This is a genomic window from Microbulbifer mixtoriginis (SeqCode) (genome assembly GCF_052466695.1).
The window spans coordinates 1,746,335-1,760,380 of record NZ_CP174285.1 but is presented as its reverse complement, the minus strand read 5'-3'; the positions used below and the strand labels follow the sequence as shown (position 1 = coordinate 1,760,380).

The following is a 14,046-nucleotide window of genomic DNA, read 5'->3' as shown; positions in this document are numbered from 1 at the left end:
AGTAGCCATAGGAAGTAGTCCTTCTACAAAATGTTTAAAAAAATATTTTTGCGCCTGCATCCAAAATCGGTTCTGGCTCCGTCATAGAGGTGTACAAGGAAAAGCGATCTGGAGGTCACAATGTTTACTGCGGGATCATTTAAGAAGGTACAATTTTGCGCCGTACTGATTTTGGCGCTTGGCGGCATGCAGGCCGGAGCGGCGGAGCTGGGATTCTCGGTGGATGATATTCATCGTCAGCTTACTGAGAAAACAGACCAGCACTTTATGCAAAAGCTCAATGAATGTAAGTCAGGCAGTGAGGTTGAAGGCAGCGGGCTTCCCTACCCGGTGCGGATTGCCGAGGAGAGAGCTCCCCAAGGCGCCACCCCCGGACCTTACAGCCGAGGCCGCATGACAGTGATGTAGTGTGCAGGGCTTCCCCGGGCCGACGGTTAAACAGTACAAGAAAGACAACGATTAGAGAGTAACTAATGAGAGCGAGAGATTCACAACCCCTGCGGGTAGCTACCTACTGGTTGGCGGCGCTGGCAGCTACTTTTGCCGCGATGGGCAGCTGGGCACAGGATGACAGCAGCACAATACCCAACCCGCCAAAGCCGCCGGCAATGGAAAGTGAGGCATCTAAGCCAGATACGCGTGTACGCATCATGCGTGATGAGGAGGGGGTGCTCACCATCAAAACCCAGGGAGAGGACGGCGAGCGCAGTGAGGTCCAGGTGGACTTGGGAGCTGAGTTCGGAGGCCCTCTGAGCCAGCGCATTATCGAGAAACTGGAGCGCAAGGGGATTCTCGATGAGCGGGGACAGGTGGCTGAAGAGGCGCTAGATAGTGTGCCAGACAATGTGCAGATTGGCCTGTCAAAAAAATATGGCTCTTCACATGAGGGTTGGGAAGAGTCTCAATCAGATTCTGGTTTCCACCAAGTGGTGACTTTACCAATTCTGGCCTTACTTTGTGTGTTCGGTATGCCGGTGTTGATCGTGTGGCTGGTCACTCGCAATAGCTACAGGAAGAAACAGCTGGTGATGGAAAATATCAATAACATGGTGGCCGATGGTCGGGATGTGCCGCCTGAGATGTTGGATATGCTGGAAGATAGCAGCCCTAAGAATACTGGGGACAGAGGGATTACTCTAATCGCAGTGGGTGCTGCAGTGTTTATCTGGCTCACTTCCCTTGCAGGATTTGGGGTAGGTAGTCTGGGCTTGATCCCACTGTTTATCGGCCTGGCCCGCTTTATCAACTGGAAGCTCGATACTAAGCAGGCGTAGGGACCGAAATATGGACCTCAATGATGAGGATTTGATCAGGCGCACCGTCAAAGACAGGGACCAGCGGGCATATGCCCAGCTGGTGCGTCGCTATCAATCCCAGCTGCGATTCTCGCTCCGCAAGCTGTGTGATGGCGATCAGGGCCTGGCCGATGATATGGCGCAAGAGGCCTTTATTAAGGCCTATAAGGCGCTGCCGGCATTTCGGGGAGATGCCCGCTTTAGCACCTGGTTGTACCGGATCGCCTACAATCTCGTCATGAGCCACAAACGCAAGAACGCCCCAGAAGTGGATCAGGAGGCGGTCGATCGGGCCCAGGCGGAAGAGTCGGTTGAAGAGTCTCAGCGCCTGGGGATGGCCCGGGACCTGAACTCCGCAATGGACTCTTTAAGCGATGCCCAACGCCAGGCGATACACTTGTGCATGCAGCGGGGCTTCTCCCATGAGGAAGCGGCAAGTATTATGAAGTTGCCGCTAGGTACGGTAAAATCCCATGTCAACCGCGCGCGAGCAAAGCTACAGAGCTTGTTGCAGCCGTGGCGCGAGGAGGTGGTCAATGGTTAACTTTGAACAGCGCAACACAAAGGGTGGCGCCTTGGGCGATTTAACTATAGAGGGCAAAGACCCACAATTTGATGCTTGGCTGGCAGAGCAGCTGCAGTTCGATGAGCCCTACCTGGACGATGACGGTTTCTGCGAGAGCGTCATGGCAAAATTGCCAATGCCCTCCAAGAAGAACGAACGTCGCGCCAGTCGCGTTCAATACATCGCTGTGCTGGCAGCTTCGGGTATTGTTGCTTGGCAATTTCCTTTTGGCGAAGTGCTTAACGAAGCCGCGCGCCAGTCTATCAGTCTTTATAGTTTGGTTGGTGTGGGAATGCTCTCCTCGCTGGTAGTGATGGCCGGCGGTATCTTTGCCGCTCGTCGCTGATCATCTTGTAGCGGGGAAGCACACCACACAAAATCTGTGCCGCCTCTAATGATGAATTAGAGGCGGACTATTATACCTTATACCCCCAGGCTTCTATGGGCTTGGAGATTCCTCTCTTCAAAAGCCCGATGTCTTTTATAACTTAAGGCCCCGATTTACTGAGCAGCGCTAATGCATTCAGCATTGAGTTGACTTGAGCGCTATATTTTCTATGCACCTTGGTTGGCTGGTGTGGAGATATGGCGGTGCGCCACATGTCACGATTCTTCCAATTTGATAAAGCAGAAAATCGCTCGAACAGTATCACGAACTTCCTTGCCATCGAGAAGAGTGCCACCACACTTAATATGGCAGTGGGCAAAGCCTGTTTAACGCTCTGCGGTAATATTCAATTCTTCTAATTCAAACAGTGATGGAGCCTTAAAAGGTGGCTGCCATTCATCAAAGCTCTCCATAGGCTTTACTGGCCATTTTTCTTAAATTTTATGTTGGCTGGCATGGATGAATTAGGTTGGAACTTGTGGCTCTTAAAAGGCGGCAAGAGAAAGCTATGATTTTTCTCTGAATGGAAATGCTAGATTACATCTTTAAGGATTCTCTCTATTGAAGGCTATAGCTTCATCAAGTTTCAGTGTATTTCTGAGTCTTTATATTTAAATAAATTGCTCAGTACTATGTATGATAAATAGGATTCTTGTGGCGGGTGACGGTATGCGTTTTCCGTGAGATTATTCTGTCAGGAATATAATTGACTCGCTTTATTTGCAGAGCCATGGGCTTGGATCTTGGAGGCGGGCTCTGATAGTTATCCGATTAGCGCTGCTGACTTTAATTAATTATCAAGTATATATTCCAGTAGCCGCTGGATTGCGGACTTGTCAAGACAAGTCCGCTTTTAGATTCACTCAAATGGTTTTAGGCGCTCCATAAGAAGCTTGCGGATATCTTTCATTGATTTTTCTGCAGTATCACCAGCAGAGTTCATCGCGATTAGAAAAATTATGTTGTGCTTTGGCATGATACGTGCGTCGGTGAGCCAATAGCCGTTACTACCGGTGTGTGTAAGCAGCAATAACTCCGGATCGTACAATGCCCCCCAGCCCAGTGCGTAATGACCATTTACGGGTGAGTGTAGTTTGCGATAAGTTTCGGACTTCAATAATTTACCGCGGCGATGTACGCCATTGAGTTGGTCCTCTGCGAAGAGAATCCAATCTTTAAGAGAAATATTGATTGTGCCGGCAGGGCCGAGCGCTTGAGGATTATCACTTTGTATGTCAGCGGGATCGAGTGGTACGAGCTTGCCCCACCAGGTTTTTTTATGACCACGCGGTTGGTCCAACTTGCCAGAGGATCCGGGCGCTGCAAATCCTGCATTCTTTATGCCGAGCGGAGTAAAGATCTGTTCCTTGATGAGATCCTCCCAAGTCTTGCCTGTTCGTGCCTCGGCGATGGCTCCCGCGATAATGTAACCGAGATTGGAGTATTTAAATGAACCAGTTGCGGATGTAGGTGGCATTGCAAGGTAACTGCGTGCAATCGCAATACGTTGCGCCCGAATGCTGGGTACTGACTCGATTAAGTCTTCAAATTGAGGAAGTTCATTATCGTCGGTCAGAGATGGTAAGCCTGCGGTATGACTGAGCAATTGCGTGATCGTAATGTTGCGGTAAGCGGGGTCCATATTTTTTGCGAAAGCCGGAAAAGAATCAGCGAGTGTATCCTCAAATCGCATGATACCTTGCTCAACTAAGCGTGCGATCATTGTTGCAGTTAGCGCCTTGGTATTCGATCCAATATGCCAACGATCATCGATAGTGGCTGGTTCCATATGGCCATGCGCACGAAAACCGTCTGCAGCTATAGCAGCGGTCTTGCCATCGATTTGAATCAGCGCGGCGACGGCAGGAAGATCGTTTTTGTCACGTGCTGTGGTAAGTGTCTGTTCGAGAAATGTCTGCAGTGCTTCGTCCGCACGTACAGCAACGGTTACTGCTAAGAGTGCGATTGTAAGAAAAATCTTTGACAGAATTTTTGTGTGCCGACTATGCATCATGATAAGCCTGTATTAAAAGTAACTTGAAAACTGAGTCAGATCTTAGTTACCGCTAAAAGTGGTACGAAATTTCGAGGTTATTGGCGTACTACTTCGATTTCTGACTAGATCGTTTTGTTTAAGTTCCTAAAAAGCATGTAATTGTGAGGGGGAAATCCTATGCAGAAAATTTTTGGGGTAATTTATACAGAAATGATGATGTTAATAACCTTCTAATACCAAGAAGCTGCTTGTGCAAAGCTTATAAAAGAAGTTGAGAGTATAAATAGGATAAAAAGCATTTAATAGAGTGTCTATTAAAAATAAAATCAAATAATTTATTTAATTCATGCGTTTATAAGATTATTAGAAATGGTAAGTTGTGATGGTCTGCTATATCTAAATCAAATAAGCCGCAGTAGGAAATACCTGCGTACAACTTTAAGAATCTTCTAGAGTTTTTCTTCTTGATAGATTTTGAGAGTGAGGAAGCCGGATGTTTGTAAAAGCCAGCTGCCCGAAGGCAGCACTATGAAATAATTGCTCAGCCTAAGCCCAGTTCTTGCTCAATTTGGGCTTTGCGCCAAACGGAATAGTGAGAAGGGAGTTTTGCTTCTTTGGTGTTATCAGCAATGATGGCACGTTTCATACTGGGCCAGGATAAAACGGCTAAAATTTTCGGAGCGATCACCTGAAAGACCTTGGGCGGCCCCATCAGAGTTTTCAGTTTCTGGATCAGCGGAAGCCAAGAGGCGGGAACTACTTGCTCGGCGATTGCCCAGGATGCTTGGGGTTCACTACCCAACTGTTTGGTAAGGGATTCGTAGCGCAGGGTTGCTGCACGCAGCGCTGCTTGAGGGGGTGCCACTAATACAGTACGAGCTCTCCGCTCGGCGCAAAGAAGGCAAATTTCTCTGGGGAGACTACTGAGTTCAGCCAGCTTAGGGTTAATCGCCCAGCCGTTGGCATTAATATGGCACTGACAAATTGAGCAGGAATACCTCGGGGGTTCAGTGGTGAATAGTGCAGTCACTTTTTGTGGGCGTTCACCGTTGCGCCAGAAGAGTGGGTATTTTTCAAAAATTGCACCGGCAAAGTATCGTGCGTAAATTAACCAATCGATAGCGGTAACATTACCAAAGCGGTCTTTGTGCAGTAAATCTGGAATATCCAAACTATAAAGGTGGCGCAAGCAGTGCGGACAAGGCTTTAGGTTGTCTCGAGGAAAGGATTTTTGTACGGCGGCGAAGTCGCTGCTCGCCCAGAGGGGCCCTTGGTAATGACTTACCGAAGGGCATTTGGGAGAAATATGGACCTGCCCAAAAGAATCTTCCTGTGTTGAGGGTGAATACTCAAGACCAAATACAAATACTGGGATGCCCCGGTAGCGCCAACCGCAAGAAAGTATATCGAGGTCTGAATAGTCCAGCTGAATACCTAAACGAATGGCGCTCGCCAAGCTATTTCGACTCGGCTTGCAAATAGTTAAAGGCTTCTGTTCGGGATTGAGAAGATTTTGAGAGCTTTGCCTTTGACGCTTATGAATAGGCCGCAAGTCGGTTAGTTTCACAGGGCCTCCTCAAGAATCTGCAAAATGTGGCTTTCAGAGTCTCGCACTACTCGGAATGCAACGCGACGAGAGCGATCTGGATCCTCAATACCATTGTTGTTGAGGACCGGGCGGGCGGATGAATAACCTACGGCTGCAACTTTTGCGCGTACTAAAACGGTTTGATTTGGGGGTAGTAGCGAGTGGGCATATTGCATTACCGCCCGTGACCTCTGCTGAGAAAGACGTAAGTTATGAAAATACCCCTCCTCTGGCGCCGACTGCTCACCCCACTCAGAACTTGTGTGACCTTCAATTTGTATTGCAGCAATGGAATCCATATAGGGGGTGAGTGCAGCAATATAGCGGGGCACAAATGAGGACATAATTTCACGCGCATTGTCACTCAAAGTAAAATCACCAGTCTTGAACAGCGCATCGCTATTGTTAAAAGAGATAGCTAGGGTCTGTTTATCCAGAGAGGCTCCCCAGCGAGTAAGGTCGCGGGAGAATTCCTGTTGTAAAGTTTGATAAATTGCCAGCTGTGTATCGCGATAGGACTCGGCAAGTTCTCGAATTTTGGCTCGTTCATCTATTAGGGAACGCATCACGAAGACGGCAATACAGAGAAAGACCATCATTAGGCCGGCCATCATATCAGATAGGCTGATCCATTGGCTTTCACTGGATTCACTGTTGGAGTGAGCGCTCTCAAACATGCTCCTCTCCAGCGGCCTGCTTCACTTGATTGTCAATTCTTTTCATTTGCTGGATTAACTGGCGAAAATCCCGTGAAAACTCACCGCTCAAGGTACCTAGGGCATCACCCATCGCAGCCATTACACTCTCGACTTCGCTATGTAAGCGTTGATCCAGTAACTCATACTGGCGCTTGATGCTTACGTCTGCATTGGTCAAATCACGAGTGATCACTTGGGATAACTCAGTAATCATCTGTTGATGGGTCTTGGCAATAAGCTGCGCAAGCTCAACCATTGATTCACGATGGCTGTTTGCAGTCTCTTGTATAATGTTGGAAAAGTGGTTGGGGTCGATATTATTCAGGACATCGGCAAGAGCAACGACCTTATTCGTCCTCTGTTCAAAGACTTTCGCCTGGGTTTCACTCAGGGAGATTAGATGTTGAACTTGAGTGCCTAACTGCTGATTCGCTTTTTCGATTCCCTGGGTAATCGACTCAAACTTGGGCGCGATATCCGGAATAGATTTTTGTAGTATTTCAATGGATGCCTGCTGTTCATTAAGCATGACAGAGATTTGTTCGGAGTGAGTGCGCTGCTGTTCAACCAGCGAAGGAATAACGTTAAAGATTTTCGGTAATTCAGTAATACGTTGATGTAACTGCAGAAGATTCTCCTGCGCACCGTTAATTTCAATCAGTAGAGATGTAGTTTGCTCACGGTAGATTGCAGCAAGCTCGGCGTGTTGCTCATGCTGATCGATTAATGCTTGCAAGGCAGGGGATACGGCCTCCAGCTGCTGAATAAACTGCTGTAAGTTATCACCCATTTGTGCGTTCAGCCCTTGATTAAACTTCTCCACAACTGAAGTTAGTGACTGCAGAACCTCTTCACTAATACTGTGTTGAAACTTTTCCAAATCCTGGCGCTGGTGATTGATCGCTTGCAAAATATCATCTGCAGTGGCTTTGGCTGGCTGATCTTTGCTGAATATTTGGAAGATAGTGCGCAAGACCAATGAGAGGAAAAGGCCTAAGATGCTAGTCATAAAGGCGGTTTCCAGACCTTGCATAAGTTCTGAAATTGAGGTGTCGATATCAGCAAGGTCAAAACCATAGATACCAAGAATAATACCGATAAAGGTACCCAGAATTCCAAGAGCGGTCAGTAGAGAAGGCGTTTCTTTTACGAAGCGTGGAAACTTGCCAAATGGGTAAAGGGTCAAGGCTATAGTGCCAAGGGCAAGCATAACTATAAGAAAGGTGTCTGTTACCTGCTCAGGAGATAACTTAGTCAACCAGTGGTAGAAAAACTGGGTCATTATTGATCCTTTACAACTTTCTGCATTGTTATTTCGTGATAAAAGGGCCCGTTGGGTATTCTTCCAGTGCCCTGACTTAGAACTTTCATTTGTGGTAGTGCTTTCACTACATCGGTAATAGTGCGGAACTTTGCCTGCTTATTTCCAGCTGCTTGGATATAGGTTCCAACAAGGCCTGATGGCTGAATCTCGAAAACACCACAATTAACCGGAAGTCGCTCTTGCTTGAACAACAGAAAATGCATCACAGCGCCATTGCTGAGATACTGATATAGCGCATGCGTGATTAACTGAATTTGTTCAGTGGAAAAAAAATTCAGAAGATCCCAGAGTAAAATACAATCCAGGTTTTCAGGCAGGGTGGCCTGTCGTAATGCTGCCTGTACCGCGCTATCAAAGGGTACTTTGCGGCTACATTGCCAGAGAATTGCAGAATAGAGATCGGAAATAAATAGTTCACCCACTTCTCGCTGGAGGTGCTGCATATTCCTTCCAGCTTTTTTCCCTACATCCAGAGCTTTACTGACGGGAGAGCGCTTGGCGTGCATTAATGCTTTATCAAGTGCTGTCAAAGGGATTTCGGTAAGGCTTGTTTGTCTAAAAGCGGAAATTGCAGCTGAGGTTCCCCCCGCACGTATAGCGTTTTGTGACTTTACATTACCGTATTCAAACATCAGCTCAATAAGGTCTTTACGCATGCCTTTTCTATGCAGGAGAGAGGAGCGCAGAGAAAAGTTACCCATGGTTTTCATCAGATTGAGCGAAGAGTATCGGTATGTAGGTAATGGCTCCGGCAGTGCTAGGGGGGATGAGTTAAAAGTGAAGCCGGACAAACGCTTGAAGTCAGCGGGGGCTTTAGGCATTGTGCCGGTGTACAGCATTGTGTGGAAGACAGTTCCAGCTTTTAAGTGAGGTCGGATTTCCTCAATTAATTGGGCAATAAGCTCGGGTTCCATAAAGTTGAACAGGTCCCAGCAGAGCACGACATCAAGTTTTACCCGTTGCGGCTTTCTGGTCAGGTGTTCAGTTAACTTTATAGTTCGTGTCTGCAGGTCAAATGAGTGGATTTCAAGTAGCAGGCTACGTAAATCCTCAATAAATGTCTGGCAGGACAGTTCCAAAAAGGTTTGTGTAGTGCCAAATGAGAGGCACCCCAAATCCAATACTTTACCACCTGGTTGAACCACCTCGTCCACCAAGGCGGCAATACCAAACGAATGATGCTGCAACATACTTTCACACCAAAAGCTAGAGCCCCGGCAATAGCCGGGGCTCGTATGGAGGATTAACTGAGGAAGTTAACTCAGCTCTCCACTGTTTCCTCTTCAGTCTCCTTGGTACCGAACAGATAGTCGCTGGTATCGGATAGACGGGATGAATCACTCGCAGTTGAGCTGCTAGAAGTGTAGGAGGCGTTGTTCTGGGAGCGGTTTGCTGGCTTGTCTTCCGTTGCCGGCAGATCTGGGTGCACCAATCGGTCTGAGAATTCCTTGTGGCGTTCTTTCATTTCGGAGTCGGTATCTACCATATCCATAGAGCCACGGAACTTACCACCGTCGTCGAGTTTGATTCGAGGGGCAATCAGGTTGCCGTTTACCTGGGCAGTATTTCTGATCTCAATTAACTCATCGGCAAGTGCGTCGCCGTCCAGTGTGCCTTCAACAACAATATTTTTTGCATGGATGTTTGCAGTTACTGCACCGCCGGTACCAACAGAAAGGTTGTGACCAACCATAATTACAGTACCGTCTACGGTGCCTTCTACATGAAGATCTTCGGTGCCAATCAGCTCACCGCGAAAATTGATACCCTCACCAAGCACTGATTTGGCGCCTGAATTCGAGAGAGATGATTGCTGTTCACCAGCGCTCATGCCTGCTAGAAAAGGTGTGGAGTCATTACTTTTGTCAGTGCTCATCTAAATAAATCTCTTCGTTGTGGAAAAAGTCAGCGTTAAAACTCTTGTAGCCAGGCCCTCGGCTGAAGTCTTATCCGTAAGCTAGGTAATACATTGAGTCGAAAAATCACAAAAGCTCAATGCGTGAACCGTAATCTCTCGATGGCAAAAGATATATGTTCATTTTTTCACAGAAACATGGATATCATTACGCAAATATTTTCTACTATTAAACCATCTTTATCTCTTATCCATGCTCTCGGCATTGGAGAATTTGGCTGAATACACATTTTATTCAGCAAGAAAATTTACGTACTTATGGTTTCACCTGTACATAAATCTCTGGTAGATTTTTCATACCGCCTCTTAGTAGCTTCAACTTTTTCACAGGCGGTTTGTGCCAGGCTAGAAAATTAATTTAGGCCAGTATGGGAGCATGACAACAGTGAGCACACCAAGCAATTTACAAAACTGAACCCGCAACCTTTAACTGTACAAAAATAGTCCTACTACCTAATTCTAGTGACGATGAATTGCTGGGATTGCTCGACATAACGTCACATTCTTACTTTTACATTAAGGTGTAATTTGTAAGTAAATATTTACTTTTTGTTGTGGAGGGCATACTGCTTATTATCTGCTGATGGGTATTGAGTTCTACTGGGCATACATCAATATAGATTGAGTTGTTACTACCTTACAGCGCGAAAGCCACCGTAAAACGGCTCGGCAATCAATCAAGCTGACCTCGACTTGAATGGGCTGAATTTAGCACGGATTCCACGTTAAAAGTGTGACATGGAGCACTTTTTTCCAGCCCTGACTTGGCTCGCAGTTGCTTTGGTGTTCCAAGTGCAGCAGTGTCAGTGCCATATGCTATTAAGGAGTGTGTTGCTGGGTAGGTAATATGAAACGTGGAACAATTCCTCATGTATTATGAGCTGGCAAAGATGAACTTTAGAGTCTAAACCACAAAATAAGGATAGTGTCTATGCGTAAATGGGGAAAGCCTAAACGAAAGTTTCCGGAAATAAAAATTCCAGCTAGAAAGCACTTTCTGGCCGGTAATATTTCGCTCGTTGGGTGCGCTGTACATAAAATCCGGACTCTTTTTTGTGGTTATTAAATAATGATCGATTTGGAAAAAGGTTATTCCTTAATTAATGACATCTTTCCGGAAGGCCAGCTTGAGGTTCTTCAAAATGAGTTTGCAGATTTAAAGCTCGCTAGGGGGACGGGAGGCATGCGCAATGTAGAGAAAAAGTATAGCTCTATAGCAGTCTTGGCTATATCGGACTTGATTGTAAATTTAGCGCAGAAGTACTTAATTCAGCGCCCTCGATTGGTAAGGAGTATCCTATTTGATAAAAATGAAAAATGTAACTGGTTTGTTACTTGGCATCAGGATAAGACTGTAGCGGTCTCTTCAAAATTTACTAAGTCTGGATGGGGCCCCTGGAGTGTTAAGGATGGCGTTCACCATGTGCAGCCTCCACTACATGTTCTTAAGCAAATGATTACGATCCGTATTCATCTGGATGATACTGATGCTAATAATGGTTGCTTAAAGCTTATTCCTGGCAGCCATCAACATGGAATTTTGAAGAAAGATGAAATATATCAATATGTTAAAGAGCATGATCCAGTTGCCTGTGAGGCAAAATCCGGTTCTGCACTAATTATGTATCCTCATATGCTTCATGCTTCAGATAGAGCTTTATTTCCTAGGCGTCGCAGAGTGATACACTTGGAATATAGTTGCTATGAGTTGCCAGCTGGGGTTACTTGGGCATAGTGCAACTAGATTCAGTTTTCAGTAATGATGTACGAGTTAACGCCCATTACACTACCTTGCTATCAATTAAGATGTTCGTGCTGTATGTTACGATCGAAATTAAGGCATGAAAGGTCGTGTGGCGTTATCTGTCGGGCGCGGTCCACTGCTTCTGCTTTCTTCTTGAGATTGGGTAAAAAATATAATTATTTACATGATGTTCAGGTGTTCTGAAGGGTTGGTCGGCGATCATGTTTTCCTAGGAATTCATGGTTTCCTAAAGGAGTAGATGATTTTATGGATGTTTCGGCTAATTTAAGGGCGCTTTAAGTGTTGGAAATTACTGTTGGCTGCTTATCAATTTGTTGTTTAGGCCTTTCCTGTTGTTGTATTTTTTTGTCTTGGATTTGATCTTTTCTTATTTGAAAATTTAAGATTTGTTTTTTTATTGGTTTCTCTGTTTGGCGACATTTCGTCTGTTAAAATCATCTGCGGTCAGATAAGGGGTTAGTTTATTTGATTGGATGGAGGGTTTTACCTTCTAAATATAAGAATGATCATATTGAAAATGGTGAAAAATGAAAAATCAAATAATAAGGCTTTTAGCTTGCTGGGTGTTCCTTTTGGGCTCTATTCAGGCTAAGGCATTTGAGCCTAAATCAGATTTATCGGTGAGCTTGGAGCGTGTCCGCTACTGTCAAAACTTTTGGTGTACCCAGCAAGCTACTCAATCTGAGTATCTAGCTTGGGAGCAAGAAGGTGTCAGTAATACTTATCAATTATACACTCAGATTGCAAGAGTGCGGCAGCCAGAACGAGAAGATGTTCGAAATTTGGTGTTTATTGCAGCTGGGCAACAGCCTCCGGGATACGGTTCTGAAAGTGCGGTAACAGGCCAAGGGGATAACTTTAAAAGAAACTGTGGTATCTCAGAAGAATCCTGTTCCAGAAGCATAGATGGCCGCTCGCTTGCCCGGCAGGTTTTAGATTCAGAGTATTTTCCAGCAGATGACACCTTCTTTGCCGTAGCTTTTGATGCACAATTTAACTATATGGTGAATAGTAGTGAGAAATCGCGTATAGAAAGTGCCTACCTTAATTGGTTAAAGTCAAAAGCTTATGTATCAAACCTAGAAACCATCTACTTGGCGGGATCATCCAGAGGGGGCTGTTTAGCAATGCGCTTGGCAAAGGCTCTGCGTAATGATCCGGACTTTCGTAGCATTCGAACTATTGTTCATAGTTTTGATGGAGTCTGTAAATGGGATCAGAATGAAATGGGAGTAACTTCTTCTTTTTTCCGCAACCCCGAAAACTCAACTTATTTGAGCTACTATACTGATCTCAATGCTCAGTTCCCCTATAAAGACAATTTATATATCCGTCAACTGGCAGGCGGTGACGAAGTTATCGAATTTACAGGGGTGCACTCTTTTGTCTATGCAGCAGAAGATATCAATCTAGGTTGGTATGCTCAAAGTTGGGTCAATTTGGATCATATTACTATTGATCGAGATATGTACCCAGCTGTGAGAGATCAAACCGTGGTACCCTTTTTAAAGCATTTGGAAGAAGTTTTTTAATTCGTTACCTTGATTTTAATTAATCTAAAATTCAATATTTGCATGTCTAATTGATTGAGTGTGAGGGCTGCTGTTAAGCAGCCCTCATTAACTAGTTAAGCTTTTTTCTGTGGAGTTCTAATAAGTAAGTGATTAACTGTACTTACGCCGGGTAGTTGGTCAGTTGCTGAGCCAATAAATGATAGTTTAATATAGCCAGCCTGTTCTGAAGGAAATCCCTACGTATACGAATAGAACGGAGAGAAGTGTTACTGGAATTATATGATAAGCGAGAGGTTTTAGGTTTCTGGAGGAAAGATGCGGAATAATCCTGAGTCTTGCGTCAATAGCAAGAAGGAATGTACAGCCCAATATGATTAGCTTATATGAAATAAGTCTCGAAACCGGATTCGAGAAGTTAAACCACTGGGATATATCGGGCAAGAGATTGAAAGCTAGATAGATGCCAGAAATAATCTGTACAAGAAGGGCAGGGATACCAATTTTTTCATAGCTGCTTTCGAACCTTGAGATGAATTCTATATCCTGACTTCTTAGGGCGGAAGGGAGGATTGTACATGCCAGCACCAGGTGCCCCCCAGTCCAAATAGTTGCACCTAGCAAATGCAAAAAAAGTACTGCCTCGTACATCTTTATCCCTTTTTTGGTCCTTTTAAGCACTATATCTATAAATGCAATGGGTGCCCACTAATTTCTTGGGTGGACAATAATGAATATTGTTGAGGTATCGTTAGTGGGATTGTTTTATGTGGAAAATGAGGTGGAAATTGATGTTAATCAAGAAAGTAAGTTGGATTATGTAGTAAGAGCTTGATAACTAATAGTGCTGAGACATCATGTCCTTTGTATATTAGTATTTAACTTTTGTGCCCTACATTACTTCATTATATAACTACCTTTATCTATGAAACCTAGTCGCAGTTGACGGCACCTTCGGTGACTGGGGGCAGTGTGAAGCTGGCGAACTGAATTAATTACTG

The 14,046-nt window shown here is 45.2% G+C and carries 12 protein-coding genes; 6 read left to right on the top strand and 6 right to left on the bottom strand.

Annotated features, from left to right (window positions below; genetic code table 11):
• Positions 1–120 precede the first annotated feature (120 nt).
• From ACJJI0_RS07640 to ACJJI0_RS07625, 4 genes are all read left to right on the top strand, one after another.
• Positions 121–408 (top strand): hypothetical protein, encoded by a 288-nt coding sequence (locus tag ACJJI0_RS07640; protein ID WP_252085420.1) that lies wholly within the window; start codon positions 121–123, stop codon positions 406–408.
• 65 nt (positions 409–473) lie between these two features.
• Entirely contained in the window at positions 474–1,274 is an 801-nt protein-coding gene (locus ACJJI0_RS07635; RefSeq protein ID WP_444885388.1) for a DUF6249 domain-containing protein, read from the top strand.
• Between the two features lie 10 nt (positions 1,275–1,284).
• Positions 1,285–1,839: a sigma-70 family RNA polymerase sigma factor gene (locus ACJJI0_RS07630; RefSeq protein ID WP_444885387.1), complete on the top strand. Its 555-nt coding sequence runs from the start codon at positions 1,285–1,287 to the stop codon at positions 1,837–1,839.
• Positions 1,832–2,206, top strand: a complete 375-nt coding sequence (locus ACJJI0_RS07625; protein ID WP_252085423.1) for a hypothetical protein — start codon at positions 1,832–1,834, stop codon at positions 2,204–2,206. Before ACJJI0_RS07630 ends, ACJJI0_RS07625 begins: the two co-directional genes overlap by 8 nt.
• 901 nt (positions 2,207–3,107) lie before the next feature.
• Here ACJJI0_RS07625 and ACJJI0_RS07620 read toward each other — a convergent pair.
• The 6 genes from ACJJI0_RS07620 to ACJJI0_RS07595 all read right to left on the bottom strand — a co-directional run bounded on the left by ACJJI0_RS07620 (position 3,108) and on the right by ACJJI0_RS07595 (position 9,730).
• On the bottom strand, positions 3,108–4,259 hold the full coding sequence (locus ACJJI0_RS07620; protein WP_444885386.1) for a serine hydrolase domain-containing protein: 1,152 nt from the start codon (positions 4,257–4,259) through the stop codon (positions 3,108–3,110).
• Positions 4,260–4,785: 526 nt separating this feature from the next.
• Positions 4,786–5,811 carry a hypothetical protein gene (locus ACJJI0_RS07615; RefSeq protein ID WP_444885385.1) on the bottom strand — a complete coding sequence of 342 codons (1,026 nt, stop codon included), beginning with the start codon at positions 5,809–5,811 and terminating at the stop codon, positions 4,786–4,788.
• Positions 5,808–6,509, bottom strand: coding sequence for an OmpA/MotB family protein (locus ACJJI0_RS07610; RefSeq protein WP_444885384.1), 702 nt, complete (start codon positions 6,507–6,509; stop codon positions 5,808–5,810). The genes ACJJI0_RS07615 and ACJJI0_RS07610 overlap by 4 nt, the downstream gene beginning before the upstream one ends.
• Positions 6,502–7,812, bottom strand: a complete 1,311-nt coding sequence (locus ACJJI0_RS07605; protein ID WP_444885383.1) for a MotA/TolQ/ExbB proton channel family protein — start codon at positions 7,810–7,812, stop codon at positions 6,502–6,504. The genes ACJJI0_RS07610 and ACJJI0_RS07605 overlap by 8 nt, the downstream gene beginning before the upstream one ends.
• Positions 7,812–9,044 carry a class I SAM-dependent methyltransferase gene (locus tag ACJJI0_RS07600; RefSeq protein WP_444885382.1) on the bottom strand — a complete coding sequence of 411 codons (1,233 nt, stop codon included), beginning with the start codon at positions 9,042–9,044 and terminating at the stop codon, positions 7,812–7,814. The genes ACJJI0_RS07605 and ACJJI0_RS07600 overlap by 1 nt, the downstream gene beginning before the upstream one ends.
• 71 nt (positions 9,045–9,115) lie before the next feature.
• A complete protein-coding gene (locus tag ACJJI0_RS07595; protein ID WP_444885381.1) occupies positions 9,116–9,730 on the bottom strand; it encodes a bactofilin family protein in 615 nt (204 codons plus the stop codon).
• A gap of 1,108 nt (positions 9,731–10,838) precedes the next feature.
• On the opposite strand from ACJJI0_RS07595, the gene ACJJI0_RS07590 reads away from it, so the two are divergent.
• Entirely contained in the window at positions 10,839–11,504 is a 666-nt protein-coding gene (locus ACJJI0_RS07590) for a phytanoyl-CoA dioxygenase family protein (RefSeq protein WP_444885380.1), read from the top strand.
• A gap of 557 nt (positions 11,505–12,061) precedes the next feature.
• On the top strand, positions 12,062–13,066 hold the full coding sequence (locus ACJJI0_RS07585) for a hypothetical protein (protein WP_444885379.1): 1,005 nt from the start codon (positions 12,062–12,064) through the stop codon (positions 13,064–13,066).
• Positions 13,067–14,046 lie beyond the last annotated feature (980 nt).